This is a genomic window from Streptomyces sp. P9-A2 (assembly GCF_036634175.1).
Lineage (GTDB): Bacteria > Actinomycetota > Actinomycetes > Streptomycetales > Streptomycetaceae > Streptomyces > Streptomyces pratens.
This window is the reverse complement of record NZ_JAZIFX010000001.1, coordinates 7101101-7117862: the sequence shown is the minus strand read 5'-3', so window position 1 is coordinate 7117862 and position 16762 is coordinate 7101101. Positions and strand designations below refer to the sequence as shown.

Annotated in this window: 12 protein-coding genes; all 12 read right to left on the bottom strand. The window is 72.0% G+C overall.

The window, feature by feature from the left end; genetic code table 11:
• Positions 1-3 precede the first annotated feature (3 nt).
• The 12 genes from V4Y04_RS32140 to V4Y04_RS32085 all read right to left on the bottom strand — a co-directional run bounded on the left by V4Y04_RS32140 (position 4) and on the right by V4Y04_RS32085 (position 16592).
• The gene (locus V4Y04_RS32140; protein ID WP_332431858.1) at positions 4-897 is read right to left on the bottom strand and encodes a TatD family hydrolase; all 894 of its coding nucleotides are present in this window, start codon (positions 895-897) and stop codon (positions 4-6) included.
• Entirely contained in the window at positions 897-1640 is a 744-nt protein-coding gene (locus tag V4Y04_RS32135) for an EboA domain-containing protein (protein WP_443080214.1), read from the bottom strand. Before V4Y04_RS32135 ends, V4Y04_RS32140 begins: the two co-directional genes overlap by 1 nt.
• A gap of 125 nt (positions 1641-1765) precedes the next feature.
• Positions 1766-2728 carry a sugar phosphate isomerase/epimerase family protein gene (locus tag V4Y04_RS32130; protein ID WP_332431857.1) on the bottom strand — a complete coding sequence of 321 codons (963 nt, stop codon included), beginning with the start codon at positions 2726-2728 and terminating at the stop codon, positions 1766-1768.
• Entirely contained in the window at positions 2725-3819 is a 1095-nt protein-coding gene (locus V4Y04_RS32125; protein ID WP_443080115.1) for an SCO3242 family prenyltransferase, read from the bottom strand. Before V4Y04_RS32125 ends, V4Y04_RS32130 begins: the two co-directional genes overlap by 4 nt.
• Positions 3816-5039, bottom strand: coding sequence for an inositol-3-phosphate synthase (locus V4Y04_RS32120; protein WP_332431856.1), 1224 nt, complete (start codon positions 5037-5039; stop codon positions 3816-3818). Before V4Y04_RS32120 ends, V4Y04_RS32125 begins: the two co-directional genes overlap by 4 nt.
• 122 nt (positions 5040-5161) lie before the next feature.
• A complete protein-coding gene (locus V4Y04_RS32115; protein WP_332431855.1) occupies positions 5162-8884 on the bottom strand; it encodes a ThuA domain-containing protein in 3723 nt (1240 codons plus the stop codon).
• A 265-nt stretch (positions 8885-9149) separates the two neighbouring features.
• The gene (locus V4Y04_RS32110; RefSeq protein ID WP_332431854.1) at positions 9150-10148 is read right to left on the bottom strand and encodes a sugar phosphate isomerase/epimerase family protein; all 999 of its coding nucleotides are present in this window, start codon (positions 10146-10148) and stop codon (positions 9150-9152) included.
• Between the two features lie 24 nt (positions 10149-10172).
• Entirely contained in the window at positions 10173-11381 is a 1209-nt protein-coding gene (locus V4Y04_RS32105; protein ID WP_332433072.1) for a Gfo/Idh/MocA family protein, read from the bottom strand.
• Between the two features lie 80 nt (positions 11382-11461).
• Positions 11462-12508 carry a substrate-binding domain-containing protein gene (locus V4Y04_RS32100; protein WP_332431853.1) on the bottom strand — a complete coding sequence of 349 codons (1047 nt, stop codon included), beginning with the start codon at positions 12506-12508 and terminating at the stop codon, positions 11462-11464.
• A 17-nt stretch (positions 12509-12525) separates the two neighbouring features.
• Positions 12526-13545 carry an ABC transporter permease gene (locus tag V4Y04_RS32095; protein ID WP_332431852.1) on the bottom strand — a complete coding sequence of 340 codons (1020 nt, stop codon included), beginning with the start codon at positions 13543-13545 and terminating at the stop codon, positions 12526-12528.
• On the bottom strand, positions 13542-15059 hold the full coding sequence (locus tag V4Y04_RS32090; RefSeq protein WP_332431851.1) for a sugar ABC transporter ATP-binding protein: 1518 nt from the start codon (positions 15057-15059) through the stop codon (positions 13542-13544). The genes V4Y04_RS32095 and V4Y04_RS32090 overlap by 4 nt, the downstream gene beginning before the upstream one ends.
• A gap of 351 nt (positions 15060-15410) precedes the next feature.
• Entirely contained in the window at positions 15411-16592 is a 1182-nt protein-coding gene (locus V4Y04_RS32085) for an ROK family protein (protein WP_332433071.1), read from the bottom strand.
• Between the last annotated feature and the right edge of the window lie 170 nt (positions 16593-16762).

The window sequence follows — 16762 nt, the reverse complement described above, 5'->3', positions numbered from 1 at the left end:
GGCTCACGCCTCCGCGGCGGCGACGCCGGCCACCCGCGGGGGCTCGTCCCTCGGGACGCCGCGCTGGATGGAGTTGCCCTCGTGGGTGGCCTCGGGAGCGGGGACGTCGAGGGCGAGCCGGCCGCTGAGCCCGTAGAAGGCGACGGGGTTGCGCCACAGGACCCGGTCGACGTCGTCCTCGGTGAAGCCCTCGGCGAGCATCAGGTCGGCGACCTTGCGGGTCTTGAGCGGGTCGCTCTTCCCCCAGTCGGCGGCGGAGTTCACCAGGACCCGCTCGGGGCCGTGGGAGCGCAGGATCGCGACCATCCGTTCCTCGTCCATCTTGGTGTCGGGATAGACGGAGAAGCCGAGCCAGCAGCCGCTGTCCTTGGCCTCCTTGACGGTGGTCTCGTTGAGATGGTCGATCAGGACGTGCTCCGTGGGCAGTGCGGACTCCCGTACGACGTCGAGGGTGCGGCGCAGTCCGGCGAGCTTGTCGCGGTGCGGTGTGTGCACCAGGGCGGGCAGGCCGTGGTCGGCGGCGAGCTGGAGCTGGGCGGCGAGCGCGGTGTCCTCGGCGGGCGTCATGGAGTCGTAGCCGATCTCGCCGACGGCGACGACGTTGTCCTTGACGAGATACCGGGGCAGCAGGTCGAGGACGGGCGTGCAGCGCGGGTCGTTCGCCTCCTTGGGGTTGAGGGCGATGGTGCAGTGGTGGGCGATGCCGTACTGGGCGGCACGGAAGGGTTCCCAGCCCAGGAGGGCGTCGAAGTAGTCGGTGAAGGAGGCCGGCGAGGTACGGGGCTGGCCGAGCCAGAAGGCGGGTTCGACGACGGCGCGGATGCCCGCCCCGTACATGGCCTCGTAGTCGTCGGTGGTCCGCGACGTCATGTGGACGTGGGGGTCGAAGAGGCGCATCAGGACTCCTTGCCGTGGGGGTCGTCCGTGGTGTGACTCGAGATGGAGGAAGCGGAAGCGGAGGCGGAATCGGCGGGGGAATCGGCGGGGGCCAGGGCCAGGGCCCGTACGCGGTGCAGGTCCTCCGGGACGGGGCGGCCGGCGGCGGTGCGCTCGTCGGCGTAGTCGCCGAGCATGCGGGCGAGTTCGCCGTCACCGCGGGCCCGCCGGGCCAGGTCCGCCACCCGGTCCAGGGCGACGCCGGTGAACAGGCACTTCAGTACGGCGTGCCGCCAGGCGTGGGCGTCGAGGTGCCGGGCGCAGTACGGGCCGACGGCGGCGGCGACGAGCCGGGTGTCGTTGGCGCGCAGGGCGTCCTCGACGAGCGGGCGGGCCTCGGGGCCGGTCACCAGGTGGGGCAGGGCGTGCAGGACCGCCCGGCGTTCGTCGGCGGTGCCCTGGTCGTAGACCCGGGTCAGCTCCTCGGTGCCGGCGCGGGCCGCGTGCAGGATCAGGACGCGGGCGGCGTCGGCGTGGGCCGCACCGCAGCGGCGGCCGGCCTCGGCCAGGCGCAGCTCCCATACGGAGATGGGCCCGTGGGTGCCGGGGTGGGCGGCGGCCTCGTCGAGGGCCCGGTCCAGCCAGGCGCGGGCGGCGGCGTCGAGACGGGCGGAGAGGAGACGGCGCAGTTCGGTGAGCGGGGTGACGGCCGGGTCGATCGGAGCGGCGGCGAGGGCGGGGGCGGCGGCAGGGGCGGCGGGGATGGTGCCGTCGGCTGCCGGGGTTCCCGGTGGGCGGGGGGCCGCGTCGGGGCCGCTGGTGGTGGCTGCCTCCGGGGTCTCCGGGGCCTCCGGGGTGGCCGGGGTCGCCGGGGTGGCACGGGGGTGGTTCACGGGGTGCCGCTCCCTTCGGGGGTGGCGGAGGGAGCGCCGGGCGAGGGCGCGAGGGCGGATGCCGTGCCGGCACCGGTGACGGTCGCCGCGGTGCGGGCCGCGGTGTGGAGGAACGGGAGGGAACGGGCGGCGAAGTGGGGCCCCGCGTGGGAGTGGCGGGGCAGTTCGACGACGGTCAGGCCCTGGTAGCCGGTGGCGGCGAGGGCCGCGAGGACGGGCGGGAAGTCGATCTCGCCGTCCCCGAAGGGCAGGTGTTCGTGGACACCGCGGCGCATGTCCTCGATCTGGACGTGGCGCAGCCAGGGTGCGGCGTCGCGTACGCAGTCGGCGGGAGGGAGGGGTTCGAGGCACTGGCAGTGGCCGATGTCCAGGGTGAGGCCGAGGGGCTCGGGGTCGCCGAGCGTGCGGCGCAGGTGGTGGAAGTCGGCGAGGGTGGCGAGGAGGTGGCCGGGTTCGGGTTCGACGGCGAGCGGGACGCCGGCGGTGGTGGCGGCGTCCAGCACGGGGGTGAGGGTCTCGGCGAGGCGTTTCCAGGCGGTGTCCTCGTCCGTGCCGTCGGGGACGATGCCGCTGAAACAGTGCACGGCGTGCGCGCCGAGGTCGGCGGCGACGCGGACCGCCCGCAGGAGGAGGTCGACGCGGCGGGCGCGGTCGTCCGGGTCGGGGTCCAGCAGCGACGGGCCGTGCTTGCGGCGGGGGTCGAGCACATAGCGGGCGCCGGTCTCCACGGTGACGCCCAGACCGAGTTCCTCCAGCCGTCGGGCGATCCGGTGGGTGCGGGCGGCGAGGTCCGGGGCGAGCGGGTCGAGGTGCATGTGGTCGAGGGTGAGTCCGACCCCGTCGTAGCCGAGGTCGGCGAGCAGGGCGAGGGCGTCGTCGAGACGGAGGTCGGCGAGGCCGTTGGTGCCGTAGCCGAAGCGGAGAGGGGGCGCGGAGACGCCGTCCGTGTTCCGGCTCATGTGATGCTCACCTTCCTCATGCCGGACCTCCTCGCGAACATCCGGCCGGCCGGGGCCAGGGCCGCGACGAGCAGGGAGGTGCCGGCCGAGCCGGCGCGGGCGGCGAGCGCGGCCTGGAGCGGGATCGTGGCCCGGATGCCGCCGCCGACGGCGCGTTGGGTGAGCGGGGGCGAGGGGTTGAGCATGGCGTGGAAGTAGGGCCGGGCGGCCGTGGCGGCGTAGGCGGCGCCCAGGGCGGTGGCCAGGACGCCGGTGGCCCGGGGCGGGCGCCCGGCCGGGCCGGGGCCCGGCAGACCGGGGGCGGCTGCTGCCCGCCGGCCTGCCGGGAGTCGGGTGCGGCGGTGGGTGACCAGCCACGTCAGCGCCCCCGTCGTCGCGAGGGCCGCCGACGGGGCCAGGACCGAACCGCCGGTGGTCTCCCGGCGGGAGACGGCCGTGACCGCGAGGGTGTGCGTGCCGAGCAGCGCGGCGGAAGGCAGCGCGGCCCGGGTGCCGCCGCCGGTGGCGGCCGCGCCCAGGAGCAGGTCCAGTCCGCGGGCGGCGGCCATGGCCGCGGGACCGGCGGGCGTGTGCTTCAGCGCGAGGTCGTAGGCCCAGACGGTCGCCGCCAGGGGCGCGGCCACCGCGAGGGCGGGGCGTCCCGCACCGGCTGCGAGCGCCAGTCCGGCACCGGTGAGGGCACCGGCGGCGGTGAGGGCGGCGGCCGGGCGGATGCGGCCGGAGGGGAGCGGGCGGTGCGGGCGCTCCACGGCGTCCTCGGCGCGGTCCGCCCAGTCGTTCAGGGCCATGCCGGCCTCGTACAGGCACAGGGAGGACCCGATGGCGAGCAGCGTGCGGGGTCCGGGGCGCGTCCCGGTCGCCGCCGCGCCGGCCAGGGCGTCGCCGGGGACGGTGAACAGCGCGGGCAGGCGCAGCAGTTCGGCCCAGGCGCCCGCGCGGCCGGAGCGGGGGCGGGAGGTGCGGAGCGTGGGGCCGGGCAGGGGCGTGGTGGTGTCCCCGAGGGCCGGGCCGTCTACCGCCTTCGCCTCGCCTGCCGCCGTCGACCCGGCCGGCGCGGGCGTGTCCCGCGCCGGGGCGGCCGTGCGGCTCACCGCTGCGTTCCGTGATCGTCGGCGTCGTCCCGCAGCCGCCCGGCGAAGCGCCTCAGTTGCGCGTACTGCTCGGCCAGCGAGGACGGGCCGTCCCCCACCGGGTCCTTGAAGTAGAAGCCCAGCTCGCTCAGCGGACCGGACAGGCCCCTCTCCCGGGCGCGGGCGACCAGTCGGGCCAGGTCGAGGACGAGCGGCGCGGCGAGCGCGGAGTCGCAGCCCTGCCAGGTGGTCTGCAGGATCATGCGGGCGCCGAGGAAGCCGTCGAAGGCGATGTGGTCCCAGGCCGTCTTCCAGTCGCCGAGCGCGGGTACGTCGTCGATGTGGACCTCGCCCTCGGGGGTGGTGCCGAGGGTGTCGGCGAGGACGCGTTCCTTGCCGGCGTTCTTGGCGGCGGCGGCCGCGGGGTCGGCGAGGGCGGCACCGTCGCCGCCGCCCAGAAGGTTGGTGCCGGACCAGGCGCGCACGGCGAGGGCGCGCTGCAGGAACATCGGGCCGAGCACGGAGCGCAGCAGGGTCTGCCCGGTCTTGCCGTCGCGGCCCGCCCAGGGCAGGCCGGATGCCTCCGCCGGCGAGGCCAGCGCCGGGTGGTGCAGCCCCGTGGAGGGGGTGAAGTTGACGTAGGGGCAGCCGGCGCGCAGGGCGGCCGCCGCGTAGAGGGAGCTCGGCGGCAGGGAGCCTTCGGCGGGAGCGGGCTCGGTGGAGGCGGGCTCGGTGGAGGCGGGCTCGGTGGAGGCGGGCTCGGTGGAGGCGACGTTCACCACGACGGCGCCCGCGAGGCCCTGGCGGCGCACGAAGTCGCGGATGTCGGCCGCGAACACGTCGATCGGTTCGTCCTGGGTGCGGTCCGAGCCGTCGTCCGTGTCGCCGGGCAGGGGACCGCCGGGCCTGATCTCCCGGTCGGCGGCGACGAGTTCGGCGTGCACGGCGGACGGCAGGCTGTGCGGCAGGACGCCGCCGGCGGCGAGGTGTTCGGCGCGTTTGGGCAGCGGGCAGTCGACGGTGTCGTGGCCGCCGAAGACGAGGGACGACAGCGGCGGCAGGCCGCACGAGGTGAAGGGAGGGGTCTCGGTGACCATGCCGGTCGGCGGATGGAGTCCGGCGGCGACGGCGGCGCAGCCCGCGATCGCGGTCGTGGCCACGGATCCGCGCGCCCCGATGAACCAGACGCCGAAGCGCGGGTCCGGGGAGGAGGAGGTGGGCAGGGACGGTTCGGCGGACATGGGCAGCCTCCTTGTCGTACGCGAACCAGGTGCGAGCGCCGGAAGCGGACCAGCGGGGTGCCGGGCGTGAAGGCCCGGCGGGACGGCGGGCGGAGGTCCGGCGTCCTCCGCCCGCCGCCGTTCTAGTCGCCCTTGGCGGGCAGTTCCTTCAGTTGGATGTTGCGGAAGGAGACCTGGTCGTCGGCGCCGTGGTTCTGGAGGCCGATGTGGCCGTCGGTCAGGCTCCGCTCGGGGTCCTTGTTGGTGAAGTCGTTGATCTTGACCCCGTTGAGGAACACCTGGAGGCGTTCGCCCTGGACCTTGATCTCGTAGGAGTTCCACTGGCCGGGCGGACGCAGGACCTGGTCACGGGCCTTGATGTTCGCCGACTTGAACGAGTAGACGGAGCCCGTGGTGCGGTCGGGCGCGTCCGTGGCGTCGATCTGGATCTCGTAGCCCTTGTTCACCGCGGACCAGGGGTCGTCGGAGGCCGGGAAGCCCACGAAGATCCCGGAGTTGTCGTCGCCCCGCATCTTCCAGTCGAGCTTGAGGGAGTACGACGTCAGCTCCTTGGCCTGGTACCAGAGCAGACCCATGCCGCCCTCGGACACCAGGGTGCCGTCCTTGACGTCGAACGTGCCGGGGCCGGCCTGCTTCCAGCCGTCCAGGGTCTGGCCGTTGAAGATCTTCCGGTGGTCCTTGCCCGGCTTGCAGTCCGCCTTGACCTGGCCGGTGGCATACTGCAGACCGCCGAGCAGATGGGTGCGGAAGGCCTCTTCGGCGTAGGACTCCTTGGTGTGGCCGCCGCCGGTGTAGAAGGAGCGGCCGCCGCCGTAGCTCTGGCACCAGGCGATCGGGTGGTCGCCCTTCATGGTGCCGCCCTGGTACGTCGTCTCGTCGAGGGTGACGAGGACCTTGGCCTGCTCACGCGGGTTGGTGCGGTAGTTGTACCACTCGTCGGTGCGCTCCCACGCGTCGTCCAGGTGCGCGGTGGACGGGTGGTCGTGGTCCTCGACGCGCACGGTGGCCTTCTGGATGGCCGGGTGCGAGTCGAAGTGGGCGCCGACGAGACCGCCGTAGAACTCCCAGTCGTACTCGGTGTCGGCGGCGGCGTGGATGCCCAGGTAGCCGCCGCCGTTCTTGACGTAGTTCTCGAACGCGTTCTGCTGGTCGGCGTTCAGGACGTCACCGGTGGTGGACAGGAAGGCCACCGCGTCGTACTTGGCGAGGTTGGCCGTGGTGAACTGCCGGGCCTCCTCGGTCGCGTCGACGGTGATGCCGGCCGGGCCGCCCAGTTCCTTCAGCGCGGCGACGCCCTGCGGGATGGAGTCGTGGCGGAAGCCGGCGGTCCTGGAGAAGACCAGCACCTTCTTGCCGCCCTTGAACGGCTGGGTGGAGAACTCGAAGTCGTCCACGTCGTACAGTGCGCCGTCGCCGCCCCTGAAGACCAGGTAGATCTCCGTGGTCTTCTTCGGCAGCGACCGCAGCGGCACGTCGATGTTCTGGAACGTCTCCCAGCCGCCGGTCGGCGGGATGTACGCCGAGCCGTGCAGCTTGCCGTCGGGCGATCCGGTGCGCAGTTCGACGAAGCCGCCGGCGCCGCCGGAGGAGGCCCGTACGGTCATCTTCTTCTGCCCGTCGAACCGGTAGGGGCTGAAGGAGATCCAGTCGCCGTCGTCGATGTCGCCGACGGTCTTGCCGCCGTTGGCGCCGGTCTTGTCGTAGGTCTTCACGCCCGACTGGGTGGTGAAGTGCTCGGCCTGGCGGTGCAGCGGCTGGAGCACGGTGCGGGCGGTACCGGTCAGGGCCTCCTGGCCGTTGGCCCCGCCGTCGGTGTAACCGGCCCCGACGACGCCGTAGATGTTGGCGTTGGGGTCGTGACCGCCGTCGCCGGCAGGCGGCTTGAGGGTGCCCTCACAGCCCGTCTCGCTGGTCAGCTCGTGGGCGTGGGAGTCGTGGCCGAGGCTGTAGGCGACCTTGACCTTGGAGCAGTCGATCTTCTCCTCGGGGTCGGTGACCTTCACCTTGAACGGGACGGGCTCGCCGAAGGCGGCCAGGCTGCCGTTGCCCGGGACCTCGATCTTCACCTTGGGTTCGGTGTTGCCGACCACGATCCGGGTGCTGGCGTTACCGGTGTTGCCCTCGGGGTCCTTCGCGGTGAAGGTCGCGGTGTAGGTGCCGACCTTCTTGTACTTGTGGGTGGGCTTGAGGCCCTCGCCCTTGGTGCCGTCGCCGAAGTCCCAGCTGTAGGTGAGGTCCGGGGAGTCGGCGTCCTTGGCGGAGCCGGTGAAGGCGACCTTGAGGCCGGCCGCGCCGGACGTCTTGTCGGCGCTCACCTCGGCGATCGGGGAGAAGCCGTCCTCGGCGTTCTCGATCCGGTACAGCGCGGAGTTGTCGTCGCCCTGGAACCAGGAGACGCCGTAGTCCAGGACGTAGAGCGCCCCGTCGGGGCCGAACTCCATGTCCATGATCTGGGTGCCGGTCCACGGGAAGTCATTGATCTTCGCGACGGAGCCGTCCGCGTTCTGCTCGATCCGCTTGATCCAGCGGCGGCCGAACTCGCCCGCGAAGAAGTCGCCGTCGTACGCCTCGGGGAACTTCACACTGGAGTCGAGCTCGGGGTCGTAGCGGTAGACCGGGCCGGCCATCGGGGACTCGGAGCCGCTGCCGAACTCGGGCACGGAACCGCCGTCGTACGGGATCCAGGCGGCCTGGGCGGGCGGCAGGTCGACGAGGCCGGTGTTGTGCGGCGAGGTGTTCTTCGGGGCGGCGCAGTCGAACGTCTCACCGGAGGTCTTGGTGGCGAAGTCGTAGTCGACGTAGGCGTCGTTGTCGCCGGTACAGAACGGCCAGCCGAAGTTGGCGGCCTCGGTGACCTTGGCGAACTCGACCTGTCCCGCCGGGCCCCGCTTCGGGTCGGCGGCGCCGGCGTCGGGGCCGTATTCGCCGACGTAGACGGTGCCGGTCTTGTCGTCGACGCTCATGCGGAACGGGTTGCGGAAGCCCATCGCGTAGATCTCGGGACGGGTCTTCTCGGTGCCGGGGGCGAAGAGGTTGCCCTCCGGGACGGTGTACGAGCCGTCCTCGGCGACCTTGACGCGCAGGAGCTTGCCGCGCAGGTCGTTGGTGTTGCCGGAGCTGCGGCGGGCGTCGAAGGCCGGGTTGCGGTCCGGCCGCTCGTCGATCGGCGTGAAGCCGTCGGAGGCGAAGGGGTTGGTGTCGTCGCCGGTGGACAGGTAGAGGTTGCCCTCGGCGTCGAAGTCGATGTCGCCGCCGACGTGGCAGCAGGTGCCGCGGGAGGCCGCGACGTCCAGGACCTTCTTCTCGCTGGCCATGTCCAGCGTGCCGTTGGGGTTGAGGACGAAGCGGGAGAGGCGGTTGACGCCGTCGAACTTCGCGAAGTCCGCGGCGGTGCCGGTCTCCGGGGCGTCGCCCGCGGGGGTGTCGAGCGGCGGGGCGTAGTAGAGGTAGACCGCCCGGTTTTTCTTGAAGTCCGGGTCGATGCCGACGCCCTGCAGGCCCTCCTCGTCATGACTGTAGACGGGGATCTTGCCGGCGATCTTGGTGACACCCGCCTGGTCGGTGAGGCGCAGCGTGCCGTCGCGCGAGGTGTGCAGGACGCTGCGGTCGGGGAGCACGGCGAGCGACATCGGCTCGCCCGTCTCGGGCTCGCCCTTGGCGAGCGGTACCTGCTGGAACTGCCCCTCGGCGGCTGCCGGTTCATCATGTTCCGGGTGCCCGGGGTGAGCGCCGGCGACGGTCGCCGGGGCCCCCACGGCCAGCATCAGGCCGGTGAGCAGGGCGAGGGCGGTGCGAAGTCTGGGACGCCTCGTGGTGTGGGTGGATGTGAGTCTGCTTCTGTGCACGAAGTCCCTCCGGGAACGGGGTGGGGCCGTACGGAACGGGTGCGAAGACGTGCGGTGCGGGCGCCGGGGTGCGACGTCACCCCGGCGGCGTGGGTGTCCTGGACACTTCAGGGACGGTAACCGCGTTCATCCGGAACGAACACCCCTTGGAACGGGGCCGGTTGCACTTTTCCCCAACGCAGGACAAAGCGGGATCCGGGCAGGCCGGGCCGGGGACCGGCGGATTTTCCGGCCCCCGTCCCCGACCTGCCGTCGGGCATGCGGTTCAGCTGTTGAACGCCGCGTCGAAGGAGGCCGACGGCGGGTCGAAGTCGTATGCCTTCAGCCGGGTCAGCGCCTCCGGGGCGCCCTGGAGCCGGTCCATGCCGGCGTCCTCCCATTCCACGGAGATCGGGCCCTGGTAGTCGATGGAGCGCAGCATGCGGAAGACGTCCTCCCAGGGGACGTCCCCGTGTCCGGCGGAGACGAAGTCCCAGCCGCGCCGGGGGTCGCCCCAGGGCAGGTGGGAGCCGAGGCGGCCGTTGCGGCCGTCGAGGCGCTTGCGGGCCTCCTTGCAGTCGACGTGGTAGATCCGGTCGCGGAAGTCCCACAGGAAGCCGACCGGGTCGAGGTCCTGCCACACGAAGTGGGAGGGGTCGAAGTTGAGCCCGAAGGCCGGCCGGCGGTCGACCGCGTCCAGTGTGCGGACGGTGGTCCAGTAGTCGTAGGCGATCTCACTGGGGTGGACCTCGTGCGCGAACCGCACGCCCTCGGCGTCGAAGACGTCCAGGATCGGGTTCCAGCGCGTCGCGAAGTCCTCGTAGCCGCGGTCGATCATCGACTCGGGAACGGGCGGGAACATGGCGACCAGGTGCCAGATCGCCGAGCCGGTGAACCCGATGACGGTGTCGACGCCGAGGAGGGCCGCGGCGCGCGCGGTGTCCTTGATCTCGGCGGCGGCCCGCTGCCGTACGCCCTCTGCCTCGCCGTCGCCCCAGATCCTGGCGGGCAGGATGGCCTGGTGGCGTTCGTCGATGATGGCGTCGCACACCGCCTGGCCGACCAGGTGGTTGGAGATCGCCCAGGCCTTGAGGCCGTACTTGTCGAGGAGGCTGCGCCGGGAATCGACGTAGGACGGGTCGGCGAGTGCCTTGTCGACTTCGAAGTGGTCGCCCCAGCAGGCGAGTTCGAGACCGTCGTAGCCGAAGTCGCGGGCGAGTCGGCAGACCTCCTCGAGGGGTAGGTCCGCCCACTGGCCGGTGAACAGCGTGAAATTGCGGGGCACGCGGGTCTGCCTTTCCTCAGGTCTTCAGGCGGTGATCGGCGTGTAGACGGAGTTCTTCTGGGCGCTCTCCTCCACCGCCGCCAGGACGCGCTGCACCTGCAGTCCGTCGGCGAAGGAGGGTTCGGGCGTGCGGCCCTCGGCGACGGCGTGGACCAGGTCGCGGGCCTGGTGCACGAAGGTGTGCTCGTAGCCGAGGCCGTGGCCCGGCGGCCACCAGGCGTCCAGGTAGGGGTGGTCGGGTTCGGTGACCAGGATGCGGCGGAAACCCGCGTGCGCTGCGGGCTCGGTGCCGTCGTGGTAGGAGAGTTCGTTGAGCCGTTCCAGGTCGAAGGCCAGTGACCCGCGTTCTCCGTTGAGTTCGATGCGCAGCGCGTTCTTGCGGCCGGTGGCGTACCGGGTGGCCTCGAAGGAGGCGAGGGCGCCGGAGGCGAAGCGGCCGGTGAACAGGGCGGCGTCGTCCACGGTGACCTCGCCGGCGCCGGCACTGTCGACGGCGGCCGGACCGCTGGTGGACGCCGCGGGCAGCGGCCGCTGCCTCACGAACGTCTCGGTGAGCGCGGAGACCCCCGCCAGCCGCTCCCCCGCCAGGTGCTGGGCGAGGTCGACGATGTGCGCGCCGAGATCGCCGAGCGAGCCGGAGCCCGCCTGCTCCCGGCGCAGCCGCCAGGTCAGCGGGAACGCGGGGTCCACCAGCCAGTCCTGGAGGTACGTCACCCGCACGTGCCGGAGGGTGCCGATGCGGTCCTCGGCCACCATCCGCCGGGCCAGCGCGGTCGCGGGGACCCGGCGGTAGTTGAAGCCGACCATCGCCGACAGGCCGTGCTGTCGAGCCTGTTCGGCGGCATCGGCCATCGCTTCGGCTTCGGCTACGGTGTTGGCGAGGGGTTTCTCGCACAGCACGTGCTTGCCCGCGGCGAGTGCGGCCGTCGCGATCTCGGCGTGGCTGTCGCCGGGTGTGCAGATGTCGATGAGGTCGACGTCGTCCCGTTCGACCAGGGCACGCCAGTCGGTCTCGGTGTCCGCCCAGCCGTGGCGGTCGGCCGCCGCGCGCACCGCGGTGGCGTCCCGGCCGCAGACGACGGCCAGTTCGGGGTTCATCGGCAGGTCGAAAACGCGGCCCGCGGTGCGCCAGCCCTGTGAGTGGGCGGCGCCCATGAAGGCGTAGCCGACCATGCCGACGCGCAGGGGTGGCTTCCCCGTCTCCGCCCCGTCCGACTGCTGCGGCTGTGCCATACGGATGTCCTCCTCGTCGTCGTGGCGGGCGGGGGTGGCCCCGCCCGGTGGGCCGGCCAGGCCCGTGGGGCGGGGCTCCGTCACTTGAAGCCGGTGGACATGTACTGGTCGACGTTCTCCTTGTCGACGACGGCCGAGTAGCAGGTCAGCGAGGTGGGGATCTCGAACTCGGCGAGGCCTCCGACGCCCTTGCCCTGGCCGAGGGCGCGGGCGAGGTCGATCGCGGAGGCGGCCATCGACGGCGGGTAGAGCACGGTCGCCTTCAGGACGCCGTTGTCCGCCTTGATGGCCTGGAAGGCGGAGAGCGCGCCCGCGCCGCCGACCATGAGGAAGTCGTCGCGCCCGGCCTGTTCGATGGCGCGCAGCGCGCCCACGCCCTGGTCGTCGTCGTGGTTCCACAATGCGTCGAACTTCGACTGGGCCTGGAGGAGTTGGGCCATCTTGGCCTGGCCGGACTCGACGGTGAAGTCGGCGGCCTGGCGGGCCACCTTCTTGATGTTGGGGTAGTTCTTCAGCGCGTCGTCGAAGCCCTGGGTGCGCTGCTTGGTGAGCTCGAGGTTGTCCAGGCCGGCCAGTTCGATGACGCGTGCGTCGGGGGTGTCCTTGAGCTTCTCGCCGATGTAGTGCCCGGCGTTCAGGCCCATGCCGTAGTTGTCGCCGCCGATCCAGCAGCGGTACGCCTGCGGGGAGTTGAAAACGCGGTCGAGGTTGACGACGGGGATGCCGGCGCGCATCGCCTTGAGCCCGACCTGGGTGAGCGCCTTGCCGTCGGCGGGGAGCACCACCAGGACGTCGACCTTCTTGTTGATGAGGGTCTCGATCTGGCCGATCTGCTGGGCGGTGTCGTTGGAGCCCTCGGTGATCTCCATGGTGACGTCCGAGTACGTCTTGGCGCGCTTCTCGGCGTTGTCGTTGATGGCGTTGAGCCAGCCGTGGTCGGCCTGCGGTCCCGCGAAGCCGATGGTGACCGGCTTGCCGGGCTTGTCGTCGGCGGCCGGCCGGTCGCTGGCGGCCGGTTCGGCGTCGCTCGGCTCGTTGCTGGTACAGCCGGTGACGAGGACTCCGGCGGACACGGCGGCGGCTCCGAAGAGCAGCCCTCTGCGGCTTGTGGAAGGCGTCTCTGGCATGGCGGTGAACCCTTTCGTCAGGTCGTGCTCGCGGTACGGCGCTGGACCAGCACGGCGGCGACGATGATCGCGCCCTTGGCGATCTGCTGGACGTCGCTCTGCAGGTTGTTCAGGGCGAAGATGTTCGTGATCGTGGTGAAGATCAGGACGCCCAGCACGGAGCCGACGATGGTGCCGCGGCCTCCGGTGAGCAGGGTGCCGCCGATGATCGCGGCGGCGATGGCGTCGAGCTCGTAGAGGTTGCCGTTGGTGTTCTGGCCGGAGCCGGCCAGAACGATCAGCAGGAAGGCGGCGATGCCGCAGCACAGTCCCGACAGCAGGTACAGGTAGAGGCGTTGGCGGCGGACGTCGATGCCGGCGAGCCGGGCCGCCTCCGCGTTGCCGCCGACGGCGACGGTACGGCGCCCGAAGGTGGTCCGGTTGAGGACCAGCCAGCCGATGGCGGTGACCGCCGCGAACACCAGGACCAGGGGCGGGATGCCGAGGACGTAGGCGTCGCGTTCGCCGAGGTCGAGAACGCTGTCGATGGTGACGACCTGGGTCCGCCCGTCGGTGATCTGCAGGGCGAGGCCGCGGGCCGAGGCGAGCATGGCGAGCGTCGCGATGAACGGGACCATCCCGCCGTACGCGATCAGCACCCCGTTGACCAGACCGCAGCCGACGCCGACGAGGACGGCGGTGAACAGGATGCCGGCGAACCCGAACTCCTGGGTGGCCACCGTGGTCGCCCACACCGAGGACAGGGCGACGATCGCGCCGACCGACAGGTCGATGCCGCCGGAGGTGATGACGAAGGTCATACCGACGGTGACGACGCCGATGACGGAGGCCTGGGTGAGGACGAGCTGGAGGTTGCGGGTGTCCAGGAACTCGTCGGGTTTGGTGACGCCGCCGATGAGGAGGAGTGCGGCGAGGACGCCGAGCAGGGACAGCGTGCGGACGTCGGCGCGGAACAGCACGGTGCGCCAGGCGGGCGGGGGGCCGGCCGGCGGCACCTTGTCGGTGCTGTCCCGCGGCGGGGAGACGGGCTGCGTCATGACGCCGGGCTTCCTTCCATGACCAGGTCGAGTACACGGTGTTCGTCGAGTTCCGAGGCGGGTGCCGTGTGGACGACGTCACCCTCCCGGAGCACCAGGACGCGGTCGGCGAGGCCGAGTACCTCGGGCACCTCGCTGGAGACGAGTAGGACGGCGAGGCCTTCGTCGGCCAACCGCCTTATGACCGCGTACAGTTCGGCGCGGGCGCCGACGTCGACGCCGCGGGTGGGTTCGTCCAGCAGCAGTACCCGGCAGCCGCGCAGCAGCCAGCGGGCGAGCACGGCCTTCTGCTGGTTGCCGCCGGACAGGGTGCGCACGGGCACGTCCGGGTTGTCCGGCCTCAGCGACAGTTCGCGGGTGGCCGCGCGGGCCGCGCCCAGCTCGGCGCCGCGGTCGATCCAGCCGGCGCGCGAGAAGCGGGACATGGCGGAGAGCGACACGTTGCGGGTGACGGACTCCAGCATGAGCAGGGCCTGCGCCTTGCGTTCCTCGGGGGCGAGTCCGATCCCGGCGCGGACGGCGGCGCGCACACTGCCCGGCCGCAGGGGGCGCCCGTCGACCAGGACCCGGCCGGAGTCCGGTTTGCGGGCGCCGTAGACCGTCTCCAGGATCTCGGAGCGTCCGGAGCCGACGAGCCCCGCGAGCCCGACGATCTCCCCCGGGCGCAGTGCGAGGTCGAGGGGGGCGAACTCGCCCTTGCGGGAAAGGTTTTCGACGGTCAGCACCGGTTCTCCGGTGGGTGGGGAAACCGGCCGGCCGGGGAAGACGTACTCGACGTCACGGCCCGTCATCAGGGCGACCACCTCGCGGGTGGGCGTCGACCTGGCGGGCAGCCCGCCGGCGACGGCGCGGCCGTCCTTGAGCACGGTCACCCGGTCGCCGATGCGCCGGATCTCCTCGAGGCGGTGCGAGATGTAGACGACGGCGACGCCGTCGGCGGTGAGGCCGTCGACGATACGGAAGAGGTTGTCGACCTCGTCCGGGTCGAGCGCGGCCGACGGCTCGTCCATCACGATGAGGCGCACGTCGTGCGAGAGCGCCCGCGCCATCGAGACGATCTGCTGCTGGGCGGCGGACAACTCCCCGACCGCGCGGCCCGGTTCGATCTCCGGATGCCCGAGTCGGGTCAGCAGCTCGGCCGTCGACTCCCTGGCGGTCCTGGGACGGACGACGAACCCAGCGGTGGTGGGTTCCTGGCCGAGGTGGATGTTCTCGGCGACCGTCATGTGTTCCACCAGGTCGAGTTCCTGGTAGATGGTGGCGATCCCGAGGCGCATGGCGGCGATCGGCGAGCGCAGGGTGACGGCTTCGCCGCGCCAGCGGATGGTGCCCGTGTCGGGCTGGTGGGCGCCGGCCAGCACCTTGATCAGGGTGGACTTGCCGGCGCCGTTCTGGCCGAGCAGGCAGTGCACCTCGCCGGCCTGGACGTCGAGGTCTACGCCGTCCAGGGCCCGGACGCCGGGGAAGGACTTGGTGATGCCGGACATGCTGAGCAACGGTGGTTCGGGTGCCATGCGGATTCCCCTCGGCGGGCGTGCGGGCCGGTGTCAGGGCGATCCCCTCGCGGGGAAGGTGTTTTCGGGCAGGCCGGGGTGCCAGGACGGTGCGGCGCTGTGTGGCAGGAACGGTGGGGGACGCGAACTGAACGGGTGGCGCGGGTCGTTCGGGTGGCTCCGAGTGGTTCGGGTGGTACTGGGCCGTACGTGCGGCGGGGCGGGGGTACGTGGTGCCGGTGCGCTGTTCCGTCGGTGGAAACGGTGGGTGCTCTGCGTGGTGGAGGGCAGAGCTGTTGCGTGCGGTGGAACCGGACTCGTTGCTGTGTACGGTGGAACCGGACTTGCTGTGTGCGGTGGAGCGGTGGCTGCTTACGCGGGTGAGAACAGGTGGTCGCTGATGAGCCGGGCCGCGCCGATGACTCCGGCGGTGGGACCCAACTCCCCCAGGACGATGGGCAGGTTGCCGGTCGCCAGAGGCAGCGACTGACGGTAGACCTGGGTGCGGATGGCGGCGAGCAGGGTGTGGCCGAGACCGGTCACGCCGCCGCCGATCACCACCAGGCCGGGGTTGAAGAAGCTGACCAGGCCGGCGATGACCTGGCCGGTGCGGCTGCCGCCCTCGCGGATCAGGTCGATCGCGGTGGCGTCCCCCGCGGCGGCCGCGGCGGCGACGTCGGCGGCACTCAGCGTGCCGTTCGTCTCCAGACGGCTCGCGAGTTCGGGGGAGAGCTGCTGCTGGGCTGCCTCCAGGGCGTCCCGGGCAAGGGCCGCGCCGCTGAAGTGGGCTTCCAGGCAGCCCCGGTTGCCGCAGGCGCACGGTCGGCCGTCGGGCACGGCCTGGATGTGGCCGATGTCGCCGGCGCTGCCCGTCGTACCTCGGTAGACCTCCCCGCCGACGACAATGCCGCAGCCGATGCCGGTACCGATCTTGACGCAGAGGAAATCGGGGACGGTGCGGGCGACGCCCGCGTGCTGCTCCCCCATCGCCATCAGGTTCACGTCGTTGTCGACCATGACCGGGCAGCCGAGATCCTGGCTGAGCGCCTCCCGTACGGGGAAACCGTCCCAGCCGGGCATGATCGGCGGTGCCACCGGGATGCCCTCGGGGAAGCGGACCGGGCCCGGGACGCCGATACCGGCGCCGTCGAACCCCTCCGCGAGCCCCGAGGCCTTCAGCTTCGCCGCCATGGACAGCACCTGCTCGAAGACCGCGACCGGTCCGTCACGTACGTCCGTGGGCTGGTTGATGTGTCCGAGGATCTCCAGTTCGGCGTTGGTGACGGCGACGTCGACCGAGGTCGCGCCGATGTCGACGCCGAGGAGTCGCAGGTGCGGGTTGAGGCGGATGTTGTGGGAACGCCGGCCGCCGCGCGAGGCGGCGAGTCCGTCGGCCACGACGAGTTCCGTCTCCAGCAGCCGGTCCACCTCCACGGCCAGTTTCGACCGGGAGAGGTCGACCTGGTCACCCAGCTGGGCACGGGAGTTGGGTCCGCCGTCGCGCAACAGCCTGAGCAGTCGGGCCTGATGAGCGTTCGCGGGCCGTGCCGTCATGCGTCTCACGAACCCCTCCCCGCCTCGGTCGGCCTCTGCGCGCCGGATTCCGGCCACGTGTGTGGCGTGCTTTCGAAGGGAACGTAGCAGCGGCTGCCGGAGGTGGGAAGAAGTCGCGCAGGAATTGCCCCCTACTTTTTCCACTCACAGGACAAAGGGGCCGGCGCGGA

Bases quoted from the DNA above. Each gene is read 5' to 3' on its own strand.
- V4Y04_RS32140 (WP_332431858.1), bottom strand. From the start codon at position 897: ATGCGCCTCTTCGACCCCCACGTCCACATGACGTCGCGGACCACCGAC.
- V4Y04_RS32130 (WP_332431857.1), bottom strand. From the start codon at position 2,728: ATGAGCCGGAACACGGACGGCGTCTCCGCGCCCCCTCTCCGCTTCGGC.
- V4Y04_RS32120 (WP_332431856.1), bottom strand. From the start codon at position 5,039: ATGTCCGCCGAACCGTCCCTGCCCACCTCCTCCTCCCCGGACCCGCGC.
- V4Y04_RS32090 (WP_332431851.1), bottom strand. From the start codon at position 15,059: ATGGCACCCGAACCACCGTTGCTCAGCATGTCCGGCATCACCAAGTCC.
- V4Y04_RS32085 (WP_332433071.1), bottom strand. From the start codon at position 16,592: ATGACGGCACGGCCCGCGAACGCTCATCAGGCCCGACTGCTCAGGCTG.
- V4Y04_RS32105 (WP_332433072.1), bottom strand. From the start codon at position 11,381: ATGGCACAGCCGCAGCAGTCGGACGGGGCGGAGACGGGGAAGCCACCC.
- V4Y04_RS32095 (WP_332431852.1), bottom strand. From the start codon at position 13,545: ATGACGCAGCCCGTCTCCCCGCCGCGGGACAGCACCGACAAGGTGCCG.
- V4Y04_RS32100 (WP_332431853.1), bottom strand. From the start codon at position 12,508: ATGCCAGAGACGCCTTCCACAAGCCGCAGAGGGCTGCTCTTCGGAGCC.